This window comes from Actinomycetospora atypica, from assembly GCF_042653685.1.
Taxonomy (GTDB): domain Bacteria; phylum Actinomycetota; class Actinomycetes; order Mycobacteriales; family Pseudonocardiaceae; genus Actinomycetospora; species Actinomycetospora atypica.
This window is the reverse complement of record NZ_JBHSIV010000023.1, coordinates 1-23,562: the sequence shown is the minus strand read 5'-3', so window position 1 is coordinate 23,562 and position 23,562 is coordinate 1. Positions and strand designations below refer to the sequence as shown.

25 protein-coding genes and 1 tRNA gene are annotated in these 23,562 nt (G+C 74.2%); 7 read left to right on the top strand and 19 right to left on the bottom strand.

The genetic code is table 11. The features are described 5' to 3' along the window. Positions 1–161: 161 nt before the first annotated feature. Positions 162–235: transfer RNA gene (locus tag ACFPBZ_RS19490), tRNA-Thr, on the bottom strand. 149 nt (positions 236–384) lie between these two features. On the opposite strand from ACFPBZ_RS19490, the gene ACFPBZ_RS19485 reads away from it, so the two are divergent. After that, positions 385–816, top strand: a complete 432-nt coding sequence (locus tag ACFPBZ_RS19485) for a thioredoxin family protein (RefSeq protein ID WP_378037761.1) — start codon at positions 385–387, stop codon at positions 814–816. A gap of 108 nt (positions 817–924) precedes the next feature. Continuing rightward, positions 925–1,347: a DUF4395 domain-containing protein gene (locus tag ACFPBZ_RS19480; RefSeq protein WP_378037760.1), complete on the top strand. Its 423-nt coding sequence runs from the start codon at positions 925–927 to the stop codon at positions 1,345–1,347. Between the two features lie 3 nt (positions 1,348–1,350). Here the strand turns inward: ACFPBZ_RS19480 and ACFPBZ_RS19475 are convergent, their stop codons facing one another. Then, a complete protein-coding gene (locus tag ACFPBZ_RS19475) occupies positions 1,351–2,196 on the bottom strand; it encodes a 5'/3'-nucleotidase SurE (RefSeq protein WP_378037759.1) in 846 nt (281 codons plus the stop codon). Then, positions 2,193–2,936 carry an arylamine N-acetyltransferase family protein gene (locus ACFPBZ_RS19470; RefSeq protein WP_378037758.1) on the bottom strand — a complete coding sequence of 248 codons (744 nt, stop codon included), beginning with the start codon at positions 2,934–2,936 and terminating at the stop codon, positions 2,193–2,195. Before ACFPBZ_RS19470 ends, ACFPBZ_RS19475 begins: the two co-directional genes overlap by 4 nt. A 20-nt stretch (positions 2,937–2,956) precedes the next feature. On the opposite strand from ACFPBZ_RS19470, the gene ACFPBZ_RS19465 reads away from it, so the two are divergent. Continuing rightward, the gene (locus ACFPBZ_RS19465; protein WP_378037757.1) at positions 2,957–3,745 is read left to right on the top strand and encodes a carbon-nitrogen hydrolase family protein; all 789 of its coding nucleotides are present in this window, start codon (positions 2,957–2,959) and stop codon (positions 3,743–3,745) included. Positions 3,746–3,793: 48 nt separating this feature from the next. After that, complete coding sequence (locus ACFPBZ_RS19460; protein ID WP_378037756.1) at positions 3,794–4,255, top strand: YbaK/EbsC family protein; 462 nt, start codon at positions 3,794–3,796, stop codon at positions 4,253–4,255. 426 nt (positions 4,256–4,681) lie between these two features. Here ACFPBZ_RS19460 and ACFPBZ_RS19455 read toward each other — a convergent pair whose 3' ends face one another. The 4 genes from ACFPBZ_RS19455 to ACFPBZ_RS19440 are packed head-to-tail and all read right to left on the bottom strand — an operon-like array spanning position 4,682 to position 7,305. Next, positions 4,682–5,206 carry a DUF3558 domain-containing protein gene (locus ACFPBZ_RS19455; RefSeq protein ID WP_378037838.1) on the bottom strand — a complete coding sequence of 175 codons (525 nt, stop codon included), beginning with the start codon at positions 5,204–5,206 and terminating at the stop codon, positions 4,682–4,684. A 28-nt stretch (positions 5,207–5,234) separates the two neighbouring features. Then, complete coding sequence (locus ACFPBZ_RS19450) at positions 5,235–5,708, bottom strand: hypothetical protein (RefSeq protein WP_378037755.1); 474 nt, start codon at positions 5,706–5,708, stop codon at positions 5,235–5,237. 51 nt (positions 5,709–5,759) lie between these two features. Continuing rightward, entirely contained in the window at positions 5,760–6,218 is a 459-nt protein-coding gene (locus ACFPBZ_RS19445; RefSeq protein ID WP_378037754.1) for an ArsR/SmtB family transcription factor, read from the bottom strand. A gap of 16 nt (positions 6,219–6,234) precedes the next feature. Then, a complete protein-coding gene (locus ACFPBZ_RS19440; protein ID WP_378037753.1) occupies positions 6,235–7,305 on the bottom strand; it encodes a serine hydrolase in 1,071 nt (356 codons plus the stop codon). A 110-nt stretch (positions 7,306–7,415) separates the two neighbouring features. Here ACFPBZ_RS19440 and ACFPBZ_RS19435 point away from each other — a divergent pair, with 110 nt between their 5' ends. Next, entirely contained in the window at positions 7,416–8,255 is an 840-nt protein-coding gene (locus ACFPBZ_RS19435; protein WP_378037752.1) for a hypothetical protein, read from the top strand. Positions 8,256–8,261: 6 nt separating this feature from the next. Here ACFPBZ_RS19435 and ACFPBZ_RS19430 read toward each other — a convergent pair whose 3' ends face one another. Together ACFPBZ_RS19430 and ACFPBZ_RS19425 are read right to left on the bottom strand one after the other, a co-directional pair. Beyond that, entirely contained in the window at positions 8,262–9,461 is a 1,200-nt protein-coding gene (locus ACFPBZ_RS19430) for a DNA polymerase III subunit delta' (RefSeq protein ID WP_378037751.1), read from the bottom strand. A gap of 35 nt (positions 9,462–9,496) precedes the next feature. Then, complete coding sequence (locus tag ACFPBZ_RS19425; RefSeq protein ID WP_378037750.1) at positions 9,497–9,946, bottom strand: hypothetical protein; 450 nt, start codon at positions 9,944–9,946, stop codon at positions 9,497–9,499. Positions 9,947–10,029: 83 nt separating this feature from the next. On the opposite strand from ACFPBZ_RS19425, the gene ACFPBZ_RS19420 reads away from it, so the two are divergent. After that, on the top strand, positions 10,030–10,212 hold the full coding sequence (locus ACFPBZ_RS19420) for a hypothetical protein (RefSeq protein ID WP_378037749.1): 183 nt from the start codon (positions 10,030–10,032) through the stop codon (positions 10,210–10,212). A gap of 1 nt (position 10,213) precedes the next feature. On the opposite strand, the gene ACFPBZ_RS19415 is transcribed toward ACFPBZ_RS19420, so the two are convergent. From ACFPBZ_RS19415 to ACFPBZ_RS19400, 4 genes are all read right to left on the bottom strand, one after another. Continuing rightward, positions 10,214–11,026, bottom strand: a complete 813-nt coding sequence (locus tag ACFPBZ_RS19415) for a thermonuclease family protein (protein WP_378037748.1) — start codon at positions 11,024–11,026, stop codon at positions 10,214–10,216. A 136-nt stretch (positions 11,027–11,162) separates the two neighbouring features. Continuing rightward, positions 11,163–13,964: a type I DNA topoisomerase gene (gene topA, locus ACFPBZ_RS19410; protein WP_378037837.1), complete on the bottom strand. Its 2,802-nt coding sequence runs from the start codon at positions 13,962–13,964 to the stop codon at positions 11,163–11,165. 388 nt (positions 13,965–14,352) lie between these two features. Next, complete coding sequence (locus ACFPBZ_RS19405) at positions 14,353–15,183, bottom strand: hypothetical protein (RefSeq protein ID WP_378037747.1); 831 nt, start codon at positions 15,181–15,183, stop codon at positions 14,353–14,355. A 160-nt stretch (positions 15,184–15,343) separates the two neighbouring features. Next, the gene (locus ACFPBZ_RS19400; RefSeq protein ID WP_378037746.1) at positions 15,344–17,662 is read right to left on the bottom strand and encodes a sodium-translocating pyrophosphatase; all 2,319 of its coding nucleotides are present in this window, start codon (positions 17,660–17,662) and stop codon (positions 15,344–15,346) included. A 222-nt stretch (positions 17,663–17,884) separates the two neighbouring features. On the opposite strand from ACFPBZ_RS19400, the gene ACFPBZ_RS19395 reads away from it, so the two are divergent. Continuing rightward, positions 17,885–20,299 (top strand): DEAD/DEAH box helicase, encoded by a 2,415-nt coding sequence (locus ACFPBZ_RS19395; RefSeq protein ID WP_378037745.1) that lies wholly within the window; start codon positions 17,885–17,887, stop codon positions 20,297–20,299. 296 nt (positions 20,300–20,595) lie between these two features. On the opposite strand, the gene ACFPBZ_RS19390 is transcribed toward ACFPBZ_RS19395, so the two are convergent. The 6 genes from ACFPBZ_RS19390 to ACFPBZ_RS19365 all read right to left on the bottom strand — a co-directional run. Beyond that, positions 20,596–21,243 (bottom strand): bifunctional DNA primase/polymerase, encoded by a 648-nt coding sequence (locus tag ACFPBZ_RS19390; RefSeq protein WP_378037744.1) that lies wholly within the window; start codon positions 21,241–21,243, stop codon positions 20,596–20,598. A 275-nt stretch (positions 21,244–21,518) separates the two neighbouring features. Further along, positions 21,519–21,872 (bottom strand): Rv3654c family TadE-like protein, encoded by a 354-nt coding sequence (locus ACFPBZ_RS19385; RefSeq protein ID WP_378037743.1) that lies wholly within the window; start codon positions 21,870–21,872, stop codon positions 21,519–21,521. Continuing rightward, positions 21,869–22,282, bottom strand: a complete 414-nt coding sequence (locus tag ACFPBZ_RS19380) for a TadE family type IV pilus minor pilin (RefSeq protein ID WP_378037742.1) — start codon at positions 22,280–22,282, stop codon at positions 21,869–21,871. Before ACFPBZ_RS19380 ends, ACFPBZ_RS19385 begins: the two co-directional genes overlap by 4 nt. 14 nt (positions 22,283–22,296) lie before the next feature. After that, positions 22,297–22,509, bottom strand: coding sequence for a DUF4244 domain-containing protein (locus ACFPBZ_RS19375; protein WP_378037741.1), 213 nt, complete (start codon positions 22,507–22,509; stop codon positions 22,297–22,299). Between the two features lie 42 nt (positions 22,510–22,551). Then, a complete protein-coding gene (locus ACFPBZ_RS19370; RefSeq protein ID WP_378037740.1) occupies positions 22,552–23,136 on the bottom strand; it encodes a type II secretion system F family protein in 585 nt (194 codons plus the stop codon). Then, a partial coding sequence (locus tag ACFPBZ_RS19365; RefSeq protein ID WP_378037739.1) for a type II secretion system F family protein occupies positions 23,133–23,562 on the bottom strand: 430 nt, incomplete at its 5' end. The genes ACFPBZ_RS19365 and ACFPBZ_RS19370, both read right to left, overlap by 4 nt.

Here is a 23,562-nt window from a genome sequence, read left to right as displayed (position 1 = left end):
GTGCGTCGGGGGCGCATCCGTCCTCGCCAGGGGAAGCGGAACCAGACCTTCGAAACCACGACAAGGACGCTGGACACACCGATCATGACAGGTTCGTTCCACGCGACCAGCAAGAAGGCCGGCCCGGATACATCCGGACCGGCCCTGACCTGCAGTAACGGAGCCGCCTTCGGGATTCGAACCCGAGACCTACGCATTACGAGTGCGTTGCTCTGGCCGACTGAGCTAAGGCGGCAGCGTCGTCGAGTGTAGGGCACCCCGCCCACGGCGCGATCGAGCGGGGGCGGTGCCGCGAGCGTGTGCCGATCCTGACGTCGGGTGTCACCGACGTGCCACCGCTGACACCCGGGGAACACGACCCACGACGACGAGGTTGACCGCCACGTGTCCGTCACCGGAGCGATCGTCGTGGTCGCCGTGCTCGCCGCCGCGACCCTCGTCGGCCTCGTCCTCAAGGCCCGCGCGGGCCGGGTCCGCGCGACCACCGACGAGCGCACGGGCGGGTGGGACCTCGCGGGTGTCACCCCGCAGCCCGACGACCGCGTCCTGCTCCTCCAGCTCTCCTCCCCGATCTGCACGCCGTGCCGCCAGACCGCCGCGCAGCTCACCGGGCTCTCCGCCGAGCACCCCGGTCTCGCCCACGTCGAGGTCGACATCGCCGAGCGCCCGGACACCGCACGGGAGCTGAACGTCATGCGCACCCCGACCACGATCGCCTTCGCCCGCGACGGCCGGGAGCTGCTGCGCGTGTCCGGTGTGCCTCGTCGTCGGGACCTGCTGGCGGCGCTGGACACCGAGCTCACCGCACCCCGATGATCTCGGGCGTGCTCACCCGACGACGTGCCGTCGACCACGGCCACCTCGCCGCGAGCCTCTGTCCGGGCCCCTGACCCGCACCCGGCCCGTACCGACAGAGGAACCCCCATGCAGCTCGACCCCCGCGGCGTCCGCTTCGCCGCGTCCGTCACGACCGTCGTCCTCGCGCTCGTCCTGATCACCGGCAACGGGTGGCTCGTCCTCGCCCAGGCGGTCGTCTTCGCCCTGCCGGCGCTGTTCGGGATGCGCCTCTCGCCCTACGGCGCGCTGTTCCGGGTCGCGGTCCGTCCGCGCCTCGGCCCTCCGCGCGAGACCGAGGACGCCGCGCCGGTGCGCTTCTCCCAGACCGTCGGGCTCGTCTTCACGGCGGTCGCCGCGGCCGGCTACCTGAGCGGCGCGACCGCCCTCGGCGTCGTCGCGACCGCCTTCGCGCTCGCCGCGGCCTTCCTCAACGCCGCGTTCGGCTTCTGCCTCGGCTGCGAGATGTACGGCCTGCTCACGCGCTTCCGGACGACGAGGCGGGTCGCGTAACCGTCAGGCCGGCACGTCCCGGAGCCGCTCGACGACCGCGCCGCTCGCCCCGGCGCCACCCTCGACGTCGAGCTCGGTGAGGGTGGCGACGCCGTCGTCGAGCAGGTCCACGTCGTCGTCGGGCCCGTCGGTGGGGACGGTCATCTCCTCGCCGTCGAGCTCGACGACGAGCGGGTCGCGCACCCGCACCTCCGACGCCCGGTCGCCGGCCGGGTAGTTGACGTTCACGACGATGCCCGGCGCGAACAGCTCGGGACCGAGCGCCTGCACGAGCCGGACGACGTAGTCCGCGGTCGCCGCGCAGTCGTCCTCCGACGTGCCCTGGTGGGTCGACGACGCGATCGCCGGCACCCCGGCCAGCGCTGCCGTCGCCGCGGCGCCGACCGTGCCCGACTCGACCACCCCGGTCCCCGAGTTGTGCCCCAGGTTCGTGCCGGAGACGACGAGGTCGGGCGGGTCGGCACGCATCAGCTCCAGTCCGGCGCGCACGGCGTCGACCGGCATGCCCTCGACCGAGTAGACGCCGGGGTCCTTCTCCTCGACCTCGGTCCGTCCGTCCGACGAGGCCCCCACCCCGCTGCGGTTGCCGTCCGGCGCCACCAACGTGACGTCGTACCCGGCGTCCCGGAGTGCCCCGCGCATCGCGGTGATACCGCCCGCGTCCCAGCCGTCGTCGTCGGTCAGGAGCACCCGCAGCGGTCCGGGCGCCGCGGCCGTCGTCGGGGGAGCCGCCGGGGCGGCGGTCTGCGCCCGCGGCTGCGGAGCCGGCGCGGGTGGCGCCGCCGGGGCGGCGCTGCACGCCGCGCAGAAGACCAGGACGGCCGTCCCGACGACGAGGCGTCCGGTCACGTGGGGTCCTCCGGGTAGAGCGGGACCGGCAGCCGGTCGAGGGCGAAGCCGAACAGGTCCCGGTAGGCGGCGAGGGCCTCGCCGTCGGAGAGGTCGTCCTCGACGCGGGTGCCGTCGGGCGCGGTCCGGATCAACCGGTGGTCGGCCAGGGTGACGCGCCCGCCCTCGGGCGTGGGCAGCGTGCAGGTGGGGCCGCGGGTGAACCCGGAGCCGGGGTGCGTGGCCGTCCAGTGGCAGGTGGGCGCGAAGTCGGACCTCGACCGCACCGGCGGCTCGAGCCGGTAGCCCGGCCTGCCGTCGGGACTCCGCACCTCGACGTCGCCGTCGGACTGCGGCTCGACCTGGGTCGAGGGCTCGTCCAGGTCGGTCGGCAGGACGAGGAAGCCGCCGAAGCCGACGTCGACGAGCCGCGGACGGCCGTCGTCGTGAACCCGCAGGGCCATGTGGGCCATCGGCGCGGTGTCCCCGGCCGGGGTGTGGACGCGGCCACCGAGGAAGCCGACCTCGTAGCCGAGCTCGCCGAGCAGCCACCCGAACAGCCCGTTGAGCTCGTAGCAGAAGCCCCCGCGACGACGGCGGATGATCTTGTCGAAGAGCCGCTCCGGGGTCGGGTCGACCGGCTCGCCGAGGTGGATCGACAGGTTCTCGAACGGGACGGAGCGGTAGTGGCGCTCCGCGAGGGTGCGCAGGTCGTCGCTCGCGGTCGCCCCGATGCGGGCGAGGTACGCGGCCGGGTCCATGGGGCCGGTATACACGGGGCATGCGCGTCGCCCTCGCCCAGATCCTGGCCACCGACGACCCCGCGGCGAACCTCGAGCTGGTCCGCGACCACACGGCGCTCGCCGCGCAGCAGGGCGCGACGGTGGTCGTGTTCCCCGAGGCCACGATGTGCCGCTTCGGGGTGTCGCTCAAGCCGGTCGCCGAGCCGCTCGACGGGCCGTGGGCGGACGCCGTGCGGGAGATCGCCGCGACGAACGACGTGCTGGTGGTCGCGGGGATGTTCACCCCCACCGACGACGGCCGGGTGACGAACACGCTGCTCGCCGTCGGGCGGGGCGTCGACACCGCCTACGACAAGATCCACCTCTACGACGCGTTCGGCTTCGCCGAGTCCGACACCGTCATGCCGGGCTCGACCCCGGTGGTGGTGGACGTCGACGGGGAGAACATCGGGCTCGCGACCTGCTACGACATCCGTTTTCCCGAGCTCTTCCGCGCCCTCGCCGACCGCGGCGCCTCGACGGTCCTGCTGCCGGCGTCGTGGGGAGCGGGCGAGGGGAAGGTCGAGCAGTGGGAGCTGCTGGTGCGGGCCCGCGCACTCGACTCGACCACCTTCGTCGTCGCCTGCGACCAGGCCGACCCGCTGGCTCGGGGGATCGACCCGGGCAAGGCCCCGCGCGGGGTGGGGCACTCGCTGGTGGCGTCGCCGTTCGGGACCGTCGTGGAGTCGCTGGGCGACGACCCGGGTCTGCTCGTGGTGGACGTCGACACGGCGTCGGTGGAGAAGACCCGCCAGGTGCTGCCGGTGCTGGCGAACCGCCGGATGTAGGCCGAGGCCAGGATGTCCGGCATGGCGAAGGTGCGCAGTGTCGACCGGGTGGCTTCCGCACTGGAGTTGCTGGGGCTCGAAGGTCGGTCGCGGGAGCTGCCCGACTCGACCCGGACCGCGGCGGAGGCCGGTGCCGCGCTGGGCTGCGAGGTCGGGCAGATCGTGAAGTCGCTGGTGTTCCGGCTGCCCTCGACCGACTCCGCCGTGATGGTCCTCGCGTCGGGCTCGTCGCGGGTGGACGTCGCGAAGCTGTCGGCGCTGATCGGCGAGCCGGTGGAGCAGGCATCGGGCGCGTTCGTGCGGGAGCGGACCGGCTTCGCGATCGGGGGCGTGGCGCCGGTGGGGCTGGTGGCCCCGGTGCGGATGTACGTCGACCGCGGCGTGCTCGCCTTCGACCGGGTGTGGGCGGCCGCCGGCTCCCCACGGACGGTCTTCGACGCGACCCCCGACGAGCTGCTGTCCGCGACCGGCGCGGAGGTCGTCGACGTGGCGGAGGACCCGGCGGGCTGAACGGCACGGTCCGACCGGAATCGGGCCGCGAACGGGCCCCGGACGACCATGATCACCGGAACGAGGCCGATCCGGACGGTGGGCGTCCGGATCCGCTACATCCTGGTGATCATGGGACGTGGGCGGCCGGTCGAGCCCCGAACTCCGGCGTGCTCGTCGCGGCTCGGCCGGGCCCGGGTCGCGCGTGACCCGGCCGGCTGAGAGCTGCGCGGGAACCGTGTCCGATGGACACGGTTGCGACGGGAGTCGTGCCGCCATCGACGCCCGAACGACCATGATCACCGGGACGTGGCCGATCCGGACGGTAGGCGTCCGGATCCGCCACATCCAGGTGATCATGGAACGCGTGACCCGGGTCCGTCGTCGGCCTTTGCGTCGGGCCCGAGGACATCGAGGAAACCGAGTCGTGAGGACCCGGTTCTCCGGTCAGCGCTGCGGCGGGAGCTTCCGGATCACGAGCGCGATCGCCTCCTCGGCCCGCTCGCACGGGTCGGACGTCTGCTGGGACGCGCGCCCCGACCACTCGGTCTCCAGGGCCTGACGGGGACCGAGTCCAGTCGTGACGGTGCACCTGTTGTCATTCGTCGCCATGCGCTGTCGAACCGCCGGTAGCCCCTCCACCGTCGTCGGAACGAAGAGGCGTGCAAGCCTGGTTCGGTAGGTGTCAACGAGTAGGTCCCGGTCCGCATTGACGGCCATCGCCAGTATCTCGTCGGAGCCGTTCGTCCAGGAGCATTCCTGCACGTCGATGGAAGTCCGTTGACGTCCGGGGCGAGTGAATCCGAGTTCCTGGAGTTCGCTGGCCGAGAGCAGCGACGTACACGGCGTCCCAGCCGCGCCTCGTGCATCCCTCGGCGCCACGACTTCCGGAGCGCCGAAACGATCCTGCTCAGGAGCGGACGTCGACGGAGCGGCACCGGGCTCGTGGCCGGTCGAGCACCCGGCCACCATCACTGCCACGAGAATGGCGACGATCCACTTAGGAGAGCGCTCCGAAGGAGCGCCGCGCCTGGTCGTCCGTCGCTCGATACGAGCGGATTTCGTTCTCAATGGCCGAGACGATCCCTTCCAGACGCTCGATACCCGCTGTCACGGCGTCGACGAAGCTGCCGGCGCCGCCGACGGCGACCGCGCCGAGAACGGCTGCCGCGTCCTTACTGACCAGGTCGTTCGTCCCGGGGTCCACCTTTCCCAGCTGGAAGGCGTCGCGACGCAGATCGTTGAGCTGCGCGATGGCATCCCGGAGGTCGCGGAGGACCTGGGGAGCACGCTCGAGGTCGATCGAGAACGAGCCCCCTGCCCCCGACGGCGCCGGCACCAGGTGGCGGGGGATCACCCGGCCGTCGGCGAGCACCGTCGGGTCGGAGGCCTGGGGCGCCGGAGTCGGGAGGAACGCGGGCACGCCGCGGGAGGGCTCGCGGTAGAGCCCGGGAGGCGGGACCGGCGTGCTCACGCCCACCACGCTAGCCAGCCACCGGCATCGTCGGGACCCGTTTGCGACAACTCAGCGCAGGAGCCCCGCGACGTCCCCGGCGGCGAGCAGCATCGTCAGGACGGGGACGACGCCGGTGGCGGGGACGCGGAAGGCGCGGCCGTCCTGCTCGACGACGCGGGCGGCGGTGAGCGCCTTGAGGTGGTGGTAGACCTGCCCGGTCGAGGACAGGCCCGCCGCCTCCTGCAGCTCGGCGGCGGACCCGGGGCCGGTGAGCAGGCGGCGGACGAGCGCCAGGCGCACCGGGTGCCCCAGGGCCGCGAGGACCTCGGCGACGGCAGGCGCCGCGAGGTCGAGGGTGGCCGCCGGCGAGTACTCGATCCGCCACGACACCTCGCCGTACAACCGGACCGAGCCCTCGTAGCGCAGGCTCCCGAAACGGTCGACGGGCGAGGGCTCCGACGGCGCGACCCCGGACTCCAGGGCCGCGACGCGGGCCTCGAGCGCGGCGAGGCGGTCGTCGGAGGTCACCGTCGGATCGTCGCACTCACACGACGCAGAGCAGCCGGTCGAAGGCCCGCGTCGACGTCGCGGCCTCGATGACCATCGACTGCTGACCGGCGGTCTGCTGGGTGGTGAGCGGCAGGACCGGCAGGTCGCGCCCGAGGATGACGGCGTAGGCGGTCGTGCCGTCGGTGCGGCGCACGAACGACCCGAGGGTCAGGACGTTGACGAAGCTGCCCGACTTGAACCCGAGCTTCGGGCTCTGCCAGGTGAGCTGCCGGACCGCGACGTCGGCGCCCGGGACGGAGCCCGCGACCAGGGCGCGGTAGAGCCCGAGGAGCTGCTTGGGGGTGCCCGAGGCGGTGGTGGCGGTCCAGCGCTCCTGGTCGGTGAGGAAGCGCTGGGGGTCGGCGGTGACCTGCTGGGTGTAGCGGCGCACGACCTCGGCGCGGAAGCCGGGATCGTCCGCGAGGCGCTGACCGAGCTGCGCGTCGACCGTGGCGAGCTCGGGCCGGGCCGCGCCGACGGGAGCGAGTTCGGGCATCGCGAAGCGGGCGGTGGACCCGGTGAACGACGGCAGGTCGACGTCGGTCCACCCGCCGGAGGCGGCCGCGGCGCGGAGGGCGCCGTCGCCGAGCCGGGCGCGCACCCAGTCGGCCGCGGCGTTGTCGCTCTCCTGGATCATCGCCGTGACGATCTGGTCGACCGTGTAGTCGGGCGCCGCGCCGAGGCGCTTCAACGCCGCCGGGTGCGCCTGGTCGATGCCCGGCAGGTACCAGCGCTCCCAGTCGGCGAGGGGCACGCGGTCGTCGGGCCGGATCCGCCCCTCGGCCACCGCCGCCCCGTACGCCGTCAGGTGCACCACCTTCACCGACGAGGCCATCGGGAAGGATGTCGACGCCTCGTGGGAGACCACGCGACCACGCCCGTCGTCGACCACGAGCCCGACCGTCGTCGGCGCCGTCGCGACCCGGTTCAGCCAGCCGTCGGGCGTCGTCAGGTCGGTCGAGGTCTCCGGTGCGCAGGTGGCCGGCCGCGGCGGGTTCGCCGGGAGGGCGGCCGGGTCGGACGGCGCGGGCGCCGAGGAACAGGCGACCAGGCCGAGCGCGAGCACCGCGGTTACGGAAATCCGTAATAACGACATGCTGGACAAGCTAGCAGCGTTCGCCCGGCGTTCGCCAGACCGTCCGCGTGACCGGCCCCCGCGCGGGGCACCGACCGGACATGGCGTTCACCTGGATCCGCGGCCGGCTCGTCGTGGTCGGCTACTCCCCCGACGGCGACTCGGTGCGCTTCGTTCCCGACGATGTCGCGACCGTGCGGTCCCTGGAGAACGGCAGCCGGGTGGACCCGAGCGAGCGCGACGGCAGCGTCCAGCTCCGGCTCGACGCGATCGACTCGCCCGAGACCCACTACCAGGGCGAGGCCCAGCCCCTGGGCGACGAGGCCCGGGACACCCTCGTCGCGGCCGTGGGGTTCACCGGGGTCCGGTACGACGACGGCGGCTCGGTCACCGCCGCGTCGCCCGACTCCGTCCCGGCCGCGATCTGCGCCGCGCTCGTGGAGACCAACGGCCGCCCGGTGTCGCTGCTGTTCACCGGCGACGCGGCCGCGGCGCACGCCGACGGCGACGAGGTCGATCCGGCGACGGTGGTCGACGACTCGGTCAACGCGCTGCAGACGAGCAACGGCCGCGCCTACCTGACGCTCTACACCTCGACGCCCGAGACCGTCCGGGCCCGCTTCGTCGAGCTCGCCCGCGCCGCGACCGGACCCGGCAGCGTGTGGGACGCCGACCGCTCGGGCGGGTTCACCCTGACGAGGCAGGCCGACGTGGGGCCGGACGGGCAGCTGGTCCTGCCGAAGCTCTTCCGCCGCGCCACCGACTTCCTGCGCGCCGACACGGGCGGCACCTTCCTCGAGTGGCTCCGCGACCAGGGCGCCGACGACGACCCGGTGGAGGTCGCGGGGCGGCGCACCACCCTCTCGGCGGTGATCACCCAGGACGGCGACCGCGTGTCCCTGACCGCCGCGATCCCCGACCTGGTGTTCGTCGAGGACTGATCCCGACTAGCCCTCGCGCAGCGCCGTCACCATCGCCTCGACCGCGATCTGCGGCTTCACGTTGGTCTCGAGGGCCTCGCGGCAGCGCAGGACCGCCTCGAGGCGGCGCAGCGCCGCGACGGGCGACCCGTCGCGGGCCGCGGCCTCGACCTCGATCGCGCGGTCGGGGTGCGTGGCCGTGACCGCGGCGCCGAACCCGCGGACGAGGACGTCGCGGTAGTAGCCGGCGAGGTCGATGAGCGCGCGGTCGAGCGAGTCGCGCCGCGTGCGGGTCTGGCGCTGCTTCTGGCGGGTGATGAGGTCCTTCTCCGCGGCCTTCGCGGCGCGCTGGGCCTGCGCGACCCCCTTGCCGGTGCCGCCGCCGCCCATCGACACGGCGAGCTCCTCGCGCTCGGCCTCGTCGCGCTCGCCGGTGAGGGCGGAGACCTCGGCCTCGGCGGCGCCGACCAGCCCGTCGGCCGCGGCGAACACCTCGGCCGCGCTGCGCAGCGACCGCGGCACCGCGAGCACGGCCTCCCGGCGGTAGCGGGCGTTCTCGTCGCGGGCGAGCCGGCGCGCGCGGCCGATGTGCCCGCCGCAGACGCTGGCGGCCCAGCTCGCGGTCTGCTCGTCGACGCCGTCGCGGGCGACGAGGACCTCCGCGATGGCGTCGGTGCCGGGGGTGCGCAGCCGCAGCGGGCGACAACGCGACCGGATGGTGATGCTGACGTCGTCGGGATGCTCGCTCGGCGCGCACAGCAGGAACACGGTGCGCTCGTTGGGCTCCTCGACGGCCTTGAGGACCGCGTTCGACGCGTTCTCGGTCATGCGGTCGGCGTCCTCGATCAGGACGATCTGCCACCGCGCGGTGGTGGGCATCCGGGCGGCCCGCTCGATCAGCGCGCGCATCTCCTTGACGCCCAGCGACAGGCCCTCGGTGGCGACCTCGTGCACGTCGGCGTGCGTCCCGGCCATCACCGTGCGGCACACCTGGCAGGCGTCACAGCCGTTCCGCGGGCACTGCAGGGCGGCGGCGAACGCGCGCGCCGCCACCGACCGTCCGGAGCCGGGCGGACCGGTGAACAGCCAGGCGTGGGTCATGGAGCCGCGCCCGCTCTCGTCGGCCCCGGCGTCGGTGGAGAAGTGCACCCGCGCGGCGTGCTCGACCGCGGCCCGCAGCTCCGCGACGGCCTCGGGCTGCCCGACGACCTGGCCCCACACGCTCACCCCCCGATGATGCCCCAGGGGACCGACACCCTCGGCTAGAGGTGCATCGCGATGGCGAACACCGCGATGAGCACCGCGATCAGCACGATCAGCGGGGCCCCGAGGCGGACGCCGCCGAACGCGCCGCGGGACGCCGGGCGCGCGCTCCCGGCCCGCCACTCCCCGAACTGGGCCCGGAACTCCGCCTCCTCGCGCAGCTCCCGCTTCCACGCGGGCTCGTGGACGGGGTCGCCCTCGATTGCGGGCCGGGTCTCCGGGGTCTCGGGCGGGAGGACGCGGTGGCGGCGCTGCGGCGGGATCGGCCGGGGTGGCGGCACGTAGCGGGCCCGGGTGGCGTCCTCGTCCATCCAGCGGGCGACGGCCTCGCGGTCGCCGGGCGGGGGGAGCCGCAGGTCGGTGTCGGCCGCGGGCGCCGTCGTCGGGTCGTCGTGCCGGCGCACGGGCTGCGTGCCGTCCGGCCCGCCCAGCGAGTCGCGTCCGTCCATCCCCCGAGCGTCACACGATCGGGGCGTCCGCGGCCACCCCGGGGCCCGGCGTGGTCGCCCCGCCGAACGGGCAGAGGCACGGCATGGGACTGAACTACCGCAGGAAGCGCCGGCTCGGGCCGCTCCCAATCTGGCGCAACGTCTCCCGCTCGGACGCCGGCAAGACGGTCTCCTACAGCGTGAAGCTGGGCCCGTTCACCTGGAACAGCCGGACGAGGAAGAAGACCGTCGACCTGCCCGGCGGCTACAGCTACACCTCGGAGTAGGTCACTCGCAGGCCACGCCGTCCCCGTCGCGGTCGAGCTTGGCGCTGTAGCCGGCCTGGCCGCGGTGCAGCGGGGTGACGCCGGCCGCGCGGGCGGCGGTGCAGTTCGCGTACCCCATTCCCGACGACGAGGCGGCCGGCCTCGGCCTCGGGGCGGCGGCCACGGCGGCGGGTCGCGGGGCCGGCTTCGGCTTCGGGGTCCCGGCGGCGGCCGGCGCGGGCCTCGTCGTGCCGGGCGTGCCGGTGTTCGTCGTGCCGGTGTCGGTCGTGGTGGTGGTGGTGCCGCACGTGCGGCCGTCGGCGTCGAGGCCGCGCAGGCGGGCCTGGACGGCGGCCGAGGCGTCGTTGCGGCCGCCGGTGTAGATCGCGGTGTGGTCGGCCCGGACCATCATCTCGGCGAGGTCGCCGCCGGTGTAGGACACGTAGCGCAGCTGGCGGCCGTAGCGGTCGCGGTCGACGCCGGGCTCGGCGGTGAGGCGCACCGCCTGGCCGAGGATCGCGTCCTCCGCCGCGCGGGTCGCGCGCGTGCCGCCGGGGGTGCCGGCCTCGCAGGAGTCGATGCCGAGCACCCGGACCTTCGTCCCGCCGGTGACCACGAAGGTGTCGCCGTCGATGACACGGGTGACGGTGGTGGCCGTGCCGGCACCGGCGCTGTTGCCCGCGGCGGCCGGGGAGACCGCCGGGGCGGCGAGGGCGACCGGGCTGTCCGAGGCGGGTGCGGAGAACGACCGCGGCAGCTCCTGCGGCACGCAGCCGGTGAGGAGCAGTGCTCCGGCGACGGCCGAGACGGCCAGCAGAGCGGTACGCGCACCCATCGTGATCCCCCGAATTCGTCCGGGAGCTTCAGTGCGCCCCGGGCATCCGGGCTATCGCCGTACTCCAGTGTGGTGTTTCGTCTCGTAAGCACTTTCCGGGGCTATGACCCCGGAAAGTGCTCACGAGCGGAGCACATCAGGTGGTCGGCGACTTCCGCGTCGTCGGCTTCTTGGCCGGGGCCTTCTTGGCCGTCGACGTGGCCTTCGCCGTGGTCGCCTTCTTCGCCGTGGTCGTCTTCTTCGCGGCCGCCGACTTCGAGGCCGTGGACCGGGTGGTCGTCGCCTTCTTCGGCGCCGGTCCCTTGGCCCGCTTCTCGGCGAGGAGCTCGGAGGCCCGCTCGTCGGTCAGCGTCTCGACGTCGTCGCCCTTGCGCAGCGAGGCGTTGTAGCCGGTGCCGTCGGTGACGTACGGGCCGAAGCGGCCGTCCTTGACCACCATCGGCTCGCCCGACACCGGGTCCTTGCCCAGCTCCTTCAACGGCGGCTTCGCGGCGGCCCGCCCGCGCTGCTTCGGCTGCGCGAAGATCTTCAGGGCCTCGTCGAGGGTGACCGTGAAGAGCTTGTCCTCGCTGTCGAGCGAGCGCGAGTCCTTGTCCTTCTTGATGTAGGGCCCGTAGCGGCCGTTCTGGGCCGTGATCTCCACGCCCGACTCCGGGTCGGTGCCCACCACGCGGGGCAGCGACAGCAGCTTCATCGCGTCGTCGATGGTGATCTCGGAGAGCGTCATCGACGCGAAGAGCGAGCCGGTGCGCGGCTTCTCCTTCGCCCCCTCCGGGAGCACCTCGGTGACGTAGGGCCCGAAGCGGCCCTCCTTGGCGAGGATCTCGTGGCCCGACTCCGGGTCGGTGCCCAGCGAGCGCCCCTCCTGCGGGGTGGAGAAGAGCTCCTCGGCGAGCGCGAGGTCGAGCTCGTCGGGCGGGAGGTCGTCGGGGAGGTTCGCGCGCTGGCTCTTCTCCTCGCCGTCGTCCCCGACGATCATCCGCTCCAGGTAGGGCCCGTAGCGCCCGACCCGGACGACGACGCCGCGCCCCTCGGAGTCGTCGAACATCCGCAGCGAGTTGACCTCGCGGGCGTCGATGCCCTCCAGGTTGTCGCCGACCAGCTTCTTCAGCCCGCCGGCCTGCGTCATCGAGGCCTCGACACCCGTGGCGGCGCCGCCCGTCGCGTTGTTGTCCCCACCGAAGTAGAAGTGCGACAGCCACGTCTGGCGCCGGGCGTTGCCGGAGGCGATCGCGTCGAGCTCGTCCTCGAGCGTCGCGGTGAAGTCGTAGTCGACGAGCCGCCCGAAGTGCTTCTCCATCAGCCCGACGACCGCGAAGGCGATCCAGCTGGGAACGAGCGCGCTGCCCTTCTTCCAGACGTAGCCGCGCTCCTGGACGGTGTTGATGATCGACGCGTAGGTGGAGGGACGGCCGATGCCGCGCTCCTCCAGCGTCTTGACCAGGCTCGCCTCGGTGTAGCGGGCGGGCGGGCTGGTCGAGTGCCCGGACGGGTCGAGCTCGTCGGCCGTCAGCCTCTCGTCCTTCTCGAGGCGCGGCAGCCGGCTCTCGGCGTCGTCGGCCTCGCCGCCGGACTGGTCGTCGACCGTCTCGACGTAGGCCCGCAGGAAGCCCGGGAAGGTGATGGTGCGGCCCGAGGCGGAGAAGGTGCACTCCTCGCCGGTGGCCGCGGGCGCGGTGATGCGCACGGTCATCGTCGTGCCGCGGGCGTCACGCATCTGGCTCGCGATGGTGCGCTGCCAGACCAGCTCGTAGAGCCGGAACTCGTCGCCGGAGAGCTCGCCGGCCACCTGGCCCGGCGTGCGGAACGAGTCGCCCGCGGGGCGGATGGCCTCGTGGGCCTCCTGGGCGTTCTTCACCTTGCGGGTGTACTGCCGCGGCTGCTCGGACACGTTCTCCGCGCCGTAGAGGTCGCGGGCCTGCGTGCGCGCGGCGTTGATCGCCGTCTCCGACAGCGTCGTCGAGTCGGTGCGCATGTACGTGATGTAGCCGTTCTCGTACAGCCGCTGCGCGGTGCGCATCGTCCGCTCGGCCGAGAACCGCAGCTTGCGACCACCCTCCTGCTGGAGCGTGGAGGTCATGAACGGCGCGTAGGGCTTGCGGGTGTACGGCTTGTCCTCGACCGAGGAGACCGTGTACTCGCTGCTCGCCAGCGCCTCGACCAGGCGGCGGGCGTCGGCCTCGTCGAGCCGGCGCACGGAGTCCGAGCGGATCTGCCCGCGCGCGTCGAAGTCGCGCCCCGTCGCCACCCGGGCCCCGTCGATCTCGACGAGCCCGGCCTTGAACGTGGGCGTGTTGCCCGTGCCCGCGGCCTTGTTCGTGTTGAGGACCGCGTCGATGCCCCAGTAGGACGCCGAGATGAACGCCATCCGCTCGCGCTCGCGCTCGACGATCACGCGGGTGGCCACCGACTGCACCCGGCCCGCCGAGAGCTTCGGCATGACCTTCTTCCACAGCACGGGGCTGACCTCGTAGCCGTAGAGCCGGTCGAGGATGCGCCGGGTCTCCTGGGCGTCGACCAGGTCCTGGTCGAGCTCGCGCGGGTTCGCAGCGGCGGCCTGGATGGCCGACTCGGTGATCTCGTGGAACACCATGCGCCGGACCGGCACCTTGGGCTTCAGCGTCTCGAGGAGGTGCCAGGCGATGGCCTCGCCCTCGCGGTCGCCGTCCGTCGCGAGGTAGAGCTCGTCGACCTCCTTGAGGGCGTCCTTGAGCTCGCTGACCGTCGACTTCTTGTCGGGCGTGACGATGTAGAGGGGCTCGAACTCGTGGTCGACGTCGACCCCGAGGCGCGCCCAGCTCTCGCCCTTGTACTTGGCGGGCACGTCGGCCGCGCCGCGCGGCAGGTCGCGGATGTGACCCCGGCTCGACTCCACGATGTAGGAGGAGCCCAGGTAGTCGGCGATCTTGCGGGCCTTCGCGGGCGACTCGACGATCACGAGACGACGCGTGCCGTCACCGGCCGGGGCGGCGCCCCCGCCGGTCTTCTTGCGGCCGCCGCCGGCCGAGGTGCTCTTGCGCGTACTGGTCCTCGGCGCGGGCGCGGCGGTCTCCTCGTCGACCGTCGCGGTCGCGCTCCGTGTCGACGCCGACGTCTTCGCCGTCGCCGTCGAGCCAGCCGCTGCCTCTCGCGCTGCCACCAGTCACGCCTCGTCTCGTCGCGTCGCGGTGACCCGTCCTCGGGTGCCCCACGTGCCGCCAGTGTGCCTCACGGCGACCTCCGTCCTGGCGGGAACGTGTCACGCCCCGCTGCTCTTCCCGCCCCGGCCGTCCCGACGAGGCCCGTCGCCGCAGGTCAGGAACGTCCGTGCGGTCGTCGGGACGCCCTCATCCGGGCCACACCCCGTCGAACAGCGACCGCGGACGGCCCCCCACCAGCTCGGCCAGCCTCCGTTGCCGGCGTTGCCCGACGATCCTGATCACGGGTTCGTCCGGGTCGTCGACGAGAGTGGCCCCGAGGCCCGCCCGCTGACACGCCGTGAGCAGCGGCTCGTGGGTGCCCGGCGCCTGCGGGTCGAGGCCGAGGGTGTACGCGCGGCCGCTCTGCCGGCCCGCGGCCAGCACCCACAGTCGCAGGCGGGGCCCGTCGAGGTCGAGGGGCGCGACGAGGCGCTTCTCCCCCTCGGGGGTGTGCCAGCCCTGCGCGAGCGGCACCAGGTCGGCCCGGAAGGCGCTGCGCACCACCGGCCGCCCGTCGGGCAGCCGCTCCACGTCGGCGGGCACGCCGCGGCCCCGGAAGGCGCAGCAGAGGGCCTGCGCGCGCCACTCCAGGGCCGGGTCCACGACGACGGCCGTCGGGGCCGGGTCGGGCTCCTCGGGCGGCGGCGCGGGCTCGTCGTGCCGGGGCGCGCCCTCGTCGCGGGCCGGGAGGTCGTCGTCGGGGAGCTCGTCGATCCCGTCCTCCCAGACCCGCTGCGGGGCCGGGGGCGGCGGCTCGGGGGCCGCGGGGGGCGGCTCGTCGGGGACGACGGCGGGGGCCGGGGCGGGCTCGTCCTCCTCGTCGGGAGGCGGGGGCGGGGGCGGGCCCAGGACGAGGGTGAGCCGCGCGGCGGCACCGCGGCCGAAGAACGACATCGTCCCGCCGGCGCACAGGACGCCCTCGAGGTCGCTGATGGCGCGCGGCAGGGCGTCCGCCGAGTAGAACGACATCTGCCCCACGCGCGCGCACTCTAGAACATGCGTTCGAAGCCGTGCCGGAGCCGCGCGAGCGTGTGCCGGAACTGACGTCCGGTGTCAGCGATGTGCCACCGCTGACACCCGGACAGCACGAAGGGCACCGCCCGGGAGTCCCGGACGGTGCCCTTCGCGTGGGGTGGAGCTAGACCGACACGGAGGCCGGCGAGTCGGTGTTCGTGTCCGCGATGGACGTCGAACGCCGCTTGGAGATGAAGACCGCGATCGCGATCCCGATGACCGCCACGACGGCGATCAGGATGCGCACCGTCGGGTTGGCGCTCGGGCCGATCGACAGCGTCACCACGGCCGGGGCGATGAGCACCGCGACCAGGTTCATGACCTTGAGCAGCGGGTTGATCGACGGGCCGGCGGTGTCCTTGAACGGGTCACCGACGGTGTCACCGATGATCGTCGCCTCGTGGGCGTCGGAGCCCTTGCCGCCGTGGTTGCCGTCCTCGACCAGCTTCTTGGCGTTGTCCCACGCGCCACCGGAGTTGGCGAGGAAGACGGCCATGAGCGTGCCCGCGGCGATGGCCCCGGCGAGGTAGCCCGCGAGCGGGCCGACGCCGAGACCGAAGCCCACCGCGATCGGGGCGAGGATGGCGAGCAGGCCGGGGGTGGCCAGCTCACGCAGCGAGTCGCGGGTGCAGATGTCGACCACGCGGCCGTACTCCGGGCGCTCCGAGCCGTCCATGATGCCGGGACGGGTGGAGAACTGGCGGCGGACCTCGTAGACCACGGCGCCCGCGGCCCGGGACACCGCGTTGACCGCGAGACCCGAGAACATGAACACCACGGCCGCGCCGAGGATGACGCCGACCAGCAGGTTCGGCGCCGTCACCGCGTTGGTGAACGCCGTGCCGGCGTCCTCCGCGCGGACCCCGACCTCGGACAGCGCCGACTGGATCGCGTCGTTGTACGACCCGAACAGCGCGGTCGCCGCGAGCACGGCGGTCGCGATGGCGATGCCCTTGGTGATGGCCTTCGTCGTGTTCCCCACCGCGTCGAGCTCGGTGAGGATGTCGGCGCCGGGGCCCTCGACGTCCCCGGACATCTCGGCGATGCCCTGGGCGTTGTCGGAGACCGGGCCGAAGGTGTCCATGGCGACGATGACGCCGACCGTGGTCAGCAGGCCGGTGCCGGCCAGCGCCACCGCGAACAGGGCGACGAACACCGAGCCGGAGAGCAGGAACGCCCCGTAGACCGCGGCGCCGATGACGATCGCGGTGTAGACGGCGGACTCGAAGCCGACCGAGATGCCGGCGAGGATGACCGTCGCGGCACCGGTGAGCGAGCTCGTCCCGACGTCCTTGACCGGCTGGGTCTCGGTGCCGGTGTAGTAGCCGGTGAGCGCCAGGATGACGATCGCCAGCACGATGCCGATGATGACCGCGGCGGCCGCGATGACCGCCGGGTTGCCGGCCGCGGCGAGGTCGCCGATGCGGTCGACGTTGACGCCGGGCAGCTCGGCGAAGCTCGAGGGCAGGTAGACGAACGCCGCCACCGTGCACAGCACGATGGAGATGGCCGCCGAGATGTAGAAGCTGCGGTTGATCGCCTTGAGGGCGTTCTCGCCGTCGCGGGTCTTCGTGATGAACACGCCGACGATCGCGGTGAGGACACCGATCGCGGGGACGATCAGCGGGTAGGTCAGGCCCAGCGAGCCGAAGGCCACCGACCCGAGGATCAGCGCCGCGACCAGGGTGACCGCGTAGGACTCGAACAGGTCGGCCGCCATGCCGGCGCAGTCACCGACGTTGTCGCCCACGTTGTCGGCGATGGTGGCCGCGTTGCGCGGGTCGTCCTCGGGGATGTTCTGCTCGACCTTGCCGACGAGGTCGGCGCCGACGTCGGCGGCCTTGGTGAAGATGCCGCCGCCGACACGCATGAACATGGCGAGCAGGGCGGCGCCGAGGCCGAAGCCCTCGAGCACGCGCGGCGCCTCGGCCACGAAGATCAGGACGACGACCGACGCGCCCAGCAGGCCGAGGCCGACGGTGAACATGCCGACGAAGCCGCCGGTGCGGAACGCGATGCGCGCGCCCTTGTCGCGGCCGCCCTCGGTGGTCGAGGCCGCGGCGACGCGGATGTTGGCCTTGGTGGCCAGGTTCATGCCCAGATAGCCGATGGCCATGGAGAACAGGGCACCGAAGACGAACGCGATGGACCGGCCGATGCGCTCGCCCGTGCTGGTCGCCGGCAGGGCGAAGAGCACGAGGAACACGACGATGATGAACGGGGCCAGCGTCTTGAACTGGCGGTTGAGGAACGCCTGGGCGCCCTCCTGCACCGCCCGGCCGATGTCACGCATGTTCTGCGTGCCCTCGTCCGCGGCGAGTACCTGACTACGGAGCACGAAACCGACGACCAGCGCGATGACGGCGATGACCGCCACCCCGATGACCACCGTGTATTCGCTCGAGGAGAACTCGACTCCCTGAGCGAGGACGGACGCTTGCATCCAGCCTCCCGGTTGGAACGGAATGGATCGACGGCGACGGGAGGCCTGGCGGCGTCCTCGGCGCGCAGTGATCGCCACCACGCGTCTTACGCACGGAGCGGCAGGTGTCGGAGTGTATGGGTGCCGTCCGACACCCGCGCCGACCCGGTTCCCGATCAAGCTGTGACGTGGCTTTCTTTCCCGCGGGGAGTGGCTGTCGGGGGCGTGTGCTCCACTCGGGACGTGAGCGGTGTGGGGGCCCTGGAACGGGCGTCGGGGATCCCCGACGAGGGCGGGCGCGGCACCTCCCTGCTGCGCCGCGTGCTCGCGGGCACGCCGCAGGGCGAGGCCCCGCTGACCCACGCCGAGGTGGTCCCGGCGCGGGAGGGCCGCCGCGCGCCGTGGCCGGGATGGGTTCCCGACGATCTCCGTGCCCGGCTGGTGGCGCGCGGCATCCCCTCGCCGTGGTCGCACCAGGCCGACGCCGCGGAGCACGCGTGGGCGGGGCGCCACGTCGTGGTCTCCACCGGCACCGCGTCGGGCAAGTCGCTGGCCTACCAGCTGCCCGTCGTCGCGGCGCTGACCGCCGACGTCCGCGCCACCGCGCTCTACCTCTCCCCCACCAAGGCCCTGGGGGCCGACCAGCTGCGTGCCGCCCGGTCGCTCGACCCGGGCGGGGCCGACGGGCTGCGCGCCTCGTCCTACGACGGGGACACCCCCATCGCCGAGCGCGACGCCGTCCGCCGCTCGGGGCGGTGGGTGTTCACCAACCCCGACATGCTCCACCGCGGGATCCTGCCGCGGCACGGTCGCTGGACCGCGTTCCTGCGCCGCCTGCGCTACGTGGTGATCGACGAGGCGCACGCCTACCGCGGGGTGTTCGGCTCGCACGTCGCCCTCGTCCTGCGGCGGCTGCGGCGCATCTGCGCCCGCTACGGCGCCCACCCGGTGTTCGTCCTGGCCTCGGCCACGATGTCCGACCCGGCGGCCTCGGCGGGCGCGCTCACCGGGCTCGACGTGGTGGGGGTGACCGAGGACGGGTCGCCGCGGGGCGCGCGGGCCGTGGGGCTCTGGGAGCCGCCGCTGCTCGAGGAGATCACCGGGGAGAACGGCGCCCCCGTCCGGCGCTCCGCCGGCGCGGAGACCTCCCGGATCCTCGCCGACCTCGTCGTGGAGGGGGCCCGCTCGTTGGCCTTCGTGCGCTCCCGGCGCGGTGCCGAGCTGACCGCGCTCGGGGCGCGGCGGGTGCTGGCCGAGGTCGACCCCGACCTGGCGGGGCGCGTCGCGGCGTACCGGGCCGGGTTCCTGCCCGAGGAGCGGCGGGCCCTCGAGGAGGCGCTGCTCTCGGGCGAGCTCCGCGGGGTCGCCACCACCAACGCCCTCGAGCTCGGGATCGACATCGCGGGGCTCGACGCGGTGGTCGTCGCGGGCTTCCCCGGCACGCGGGCGTCCTTCTGGCAGCAGGCGGGCCGGGCCGGGCGCTCGGGGGACGACGCGCTGGTGCTGCTGGTGGCGCGGGACGACCCGCTCGACACCTTCCTCGTCCACCACCCCCAGGCCCTGCTCGGCGCGCCCCTCGAGCGCTGCGTGCTCGACCCGGCCAACCCCTACGTGCTGGCCCCGCACCTCGCGTGCGCCGCGGCCGAGATGCCGCTGACCACGGCCGACGTCTCCGAGGTGTTCGGCGGCGAGGCGGCCCGGGCGGTCCTGGACGACCTCGTGGCCGAGGGCCTCGTCCGGCACCGGCGCGGCGGCTGGTTCTGGGCGCTGCCCACCGAGCGGCCGCACGGCGGGGTCGACATCCGCGGCTCGGGCGGCGAGCAGGTGGTGATCGTGGAGACCGACACCGGGCGGATGCTCGGCACGGTCGACCCCGGGGCCGCGCACTCGACGGTGCACGACGGCGCGGTGCACCTGCACCAGGGCGTGAGCTACGTGGTCGACCAGCTCGACCTCGAGGAGAACATCGCGCACGTCCACGCCGAGGAGCCGGAGTGGACCACGCAGTCGCGGTCGGTCACCGACATCGAGATCGTCGAGACCGAGTACTGCTCGTCGTTCGGCGCCGCCACGCCCGACGGCCCGGAGCTGCAGGTCTGCCTCGGGACGGTGGAGGTGACCGAGCAGGTGGTCGGCTACCTGCGGCGGATGCCGTCGGGGCAGATCGTCGAGCAGGTGCCGCTCGACCTCCCCGAGCGCACCCTCGCCACCCGCGCGGTCTGGTACACGCTCACCGAGTCGCTGCTCGACGGGATCGGGGTCGACCCGTCGCGCGTCCCGGGCTCGCTGCACGCCGCCGAGCACGCGGCGATCGGGCTCATGCCGCTGGTCGCGACGTGCGACCGGTGGGACATCGGCGGCGTCTCCACCGCCCTGCACCCCGACACCGGCCGCCCGACGGTCTTCGTCCACGACGGCCACCCGGGTGGCGCGGGCTTCGCCGACCGGGGGCACGAGGCGCTGACGGTGTGGCTGGAGGCGACCCGCGACGCGATCGCGGGCTGCGAGTGCCCGGCGGGGTGCCCCTCGTGCGTGCAGTCGCCGAAATGCGGCAACGGGAACGACCCGCTCGACAAGGCCGGCGCGGTGGCGGTCCTGACGGCGGTGCTGGCCCGGCTGGGGCAGCCGTCCGGTCCGGAGATACCTGCCATGCGGTGACAGGGACTCGACGGTGGGGTCCGCCGCGGGCCGGGGGTTCGGGGCTCCCGGCCCGCGGGGAGGTCTGTCACGCCGCAGGACGGGGAGTCGTCTCCCGCCCTGCGGCGCTGCCTCGGGCGGCGGTGGCGCCGGCGCGCGCACCGGAGCATCGCTCACGGGCGCGTCGGCCGGCGTCCACCGCCGCGGGGTGGTCGGACCGCGCGTCCCTGCGGGCTGCTGCGGGGCACGAGCGCTCCGCGGGGACGTCGGCGATCCGGCCGACCCGAGTCTTCAGTTGTGGTGGTGCGAACTGCCGGTCAGGACCGGATGCCGGTCGCGACCGTGGCCATCCGGTACGTCGAGCTGCCACCGAGACCACGGTGGGGCCGCTCGCGGACGGCCTCGGCCATGGCGTCCTGGACGCTGTAGGGGTCGGGCAGGCGCCAGCCGCAGGCGGCCGGACGGACCCGCCAGTGGATGGAGCCCTGCGGGAAGGTCGAGGGCGGCGCGGCCAGGAAGCTCCCGCGACCGTGCAGGACCATCCCGGGACGACCAGCGAGGTCGGGGCGCAGCGGCTCGCCGGGCAGCACCGGGAAGAGCCACTCACCGGTCGGCGTCGCCGCGATCGGCACCGGCACGCCCACGGCGCGCAGCGCGGCGGTGGCCCGGCGACCGATGCTCGCGGGCACCTCGATCACGTCGAAGGTCATGCCGGTCGGCAGGAGGATCGAGTAGGGCAGCCCCGACCACCACTCGGTGATCTGGGCGACGTCGGTCGTCGCCTTCGCCGCCCAGTCGTCGAGCACGGGCGTCGGGCCGGCCTGCGGGGCGTCGGTGCGCCCCGTCCAGACCTCGCCCTGCGGGAAGGTCCCCGGGACCACCGCCCAGCCGTGGTCGGCGAGAACCATCGCCTCGGCACGGAGCTCGGTGCCGTAGACGGCGCGGTAGCTGTCCCACCACTGCATGCGGGTCCTCCCGGTACTGGTTCCACCACGTGCGGTGTCCCTGCACCAGTAACGGCAGGTTCCCGCGTGATTTCCACCCGTCAGCGCCCATCGGGCGGAGTGGAACGCCGAGCGCCCCTCCGGCGCCGTCGAGCGGGCGAACGCGCGTTCGGTGCGCGGTCGTCGCACCACTCGTCCCGGCTGCACCATTGGTGTCGCCGCTCGACGGGGGTGCCCGTCCGCTCGTCCGCCACGGACACGGTCCGGTGACGATCGGTGACCGGGCCTCGGGCGATTCACCTCATGATGTTCACCACAGGGCCCGCCCGAGCGCGGACGGTGGCCACGTCGGCGATGGGGAGACATCCGCAGCTCAGGGCCACGGTCACCTCCAGATCCCACCCGGACCACCGACAGCCGCGCAGCACTGCGCCGTTCTCCTCGGCGAGCTGCCGGGCCCGGGCGCACCCGGCCTCCTGGCCCCGGACCGCCTCGGCCGCCCCCGCGAGCGCCGCCAGGTCGGCGGAGGTGGCCGCCCGGTGTCGGGTGGCGACCACCGATCCCAGGGCCAGACACGCCCCGAGGAGCAGCACGACGACCCCGACCGCCCCCGCCGCGAGGACCGTCGCGAACCCCCGGTCGTCCCTCACGGCGGGAGCTCCTCGGGCGCTCCCGCGGGTCGCGGGACGGGCTCGTCGGCCTCCGGGGACGTCGGGGGGCCGTCGTCCGGCTCCCCCGTGGGCGCGGCGACGACCGGTTCCCGGGCCGCCACCGCCTCCGCCGAGACGCGGAACCCCGGGAGCGCCCCACCGAGGGGCGGGACCCGGACCAGGACGCGCACCAGGTCACCCGATGGGGTGACGACCACCTCGGCGCCCGCGGGGAGGTCGCGGGCCAGCGCCTGCGCGCCCGCCACGTCGTCCCGCGAGGCCCGACGAGCGCCCTCCCCGGCCGCGTCGACGCACCGGATCCGGGCGACGGCCGCCCCGATCCCGGCGAGGACGACGGCGAGCACCAGGACGAGGCCGCCGAGGGCGATCGCCGCCTCGACGGTGACCATCCCGCGGTCGTCGCTCAACCGCCCGCGGGCGCCAGGGACCGCTGGATCAGGCCGGTGAGCGCGTCCAGCACCGCCGGCCCGTTCACGATCACGATCAGCAGCCCGGCGAACGCCGCCGCCGCCACGAGGCCGACGGCGTACTCGACCGTCGACATCCCCTCGTCGTCCCGCGCCAGCGCCGCAAGACGGGCCATCAGCAGCGCCACCACGGCCGTCGGGTTCTCCATCGTCGTCTCCTCTCCTGCCGGGCCCGGGCTGGGCGCCGGTGGTCACGTCCGCTCCAGGAGCGGTCCCGCGAGCCCGATGACGACCGGGGCGATCCCCAGCGCCAGGAAGGCGGGCAGGAAGCAGAGCCCGAGCGGACCGGCGACCAGCACGCCGGCGCGCTCCGCCCGCGCGGCGACGGCCTCCGTGGCCTCGGCCCGGACGTCGGCCGCGACCGTGACCGCCACGTCGGCGACGGCCGCGCCGCTGCGGGCCGAGCGCCGGGCGGCGCGGGCCAGGCGGGCGGTGGCGGGTTCCTCGAGGGCGGGCACCCAGGCGTCGGCCGGGTCGGCGCCCAGGGCGACCAGGTCGGCCACCCGGGTCAGCGGACCGGCCATGGCGTCGGGCAGGGACACCGCGATCGCCCGCACGGCGTGGTCGAGCGACAGTCCGGCCCGCAGACAGGCCGCCAGCTCGTCCCAGGCGCCGGCCTCGCGCCACGGGTCGGGACGCTCCGTCCGCCGTCGCGCCGGACGTGGCGGGGTCGGCGGACGGTGCAGCGCCAGGAGCCGCCGGGCGGCGTCGACCGGGCCGGGCGCGAAGAGCACCGCCCCGGCGAGCAGCACGAGCGCGGCCGCGATGCCGGTCATCGGACGACCCGCGCCGTCAGGTGTCCGCTCCACTCGAGCCCGGCCGCGACGAACAGTGCCCCGACCACCAGGAGCACCTGGCCGAGCCCCGTCCCGGTCAGGACCGCCCACGGGTGTGCGCCCATGAGTTGCCCGAGCCCGAGCCCGATCAGGGGGAGGCCGGCGAGCACCGCCGACGTCGTGCGCGGACCGGCGAGCTGCGCGGCGAGGCGGCCGGTGAAGCGGCTGCGGGCCCGCAGGTCCTCGGCCAGCGCGGCGGCGAGGGCGGCGAGCCCGATGCCGTGCCGCTCGGCGAGCGACCAGGCGTCTGCGAGCCGGCGCACGTGCGGCCCCGCGGGGAGGTCGGCGGCGTGCTCGCGCAACGCCGCCGGGACGTCGCCCCCGAGCCGGGCCGTCGCCTCGACGAGCGCGAGCGCCCGCGCGCAG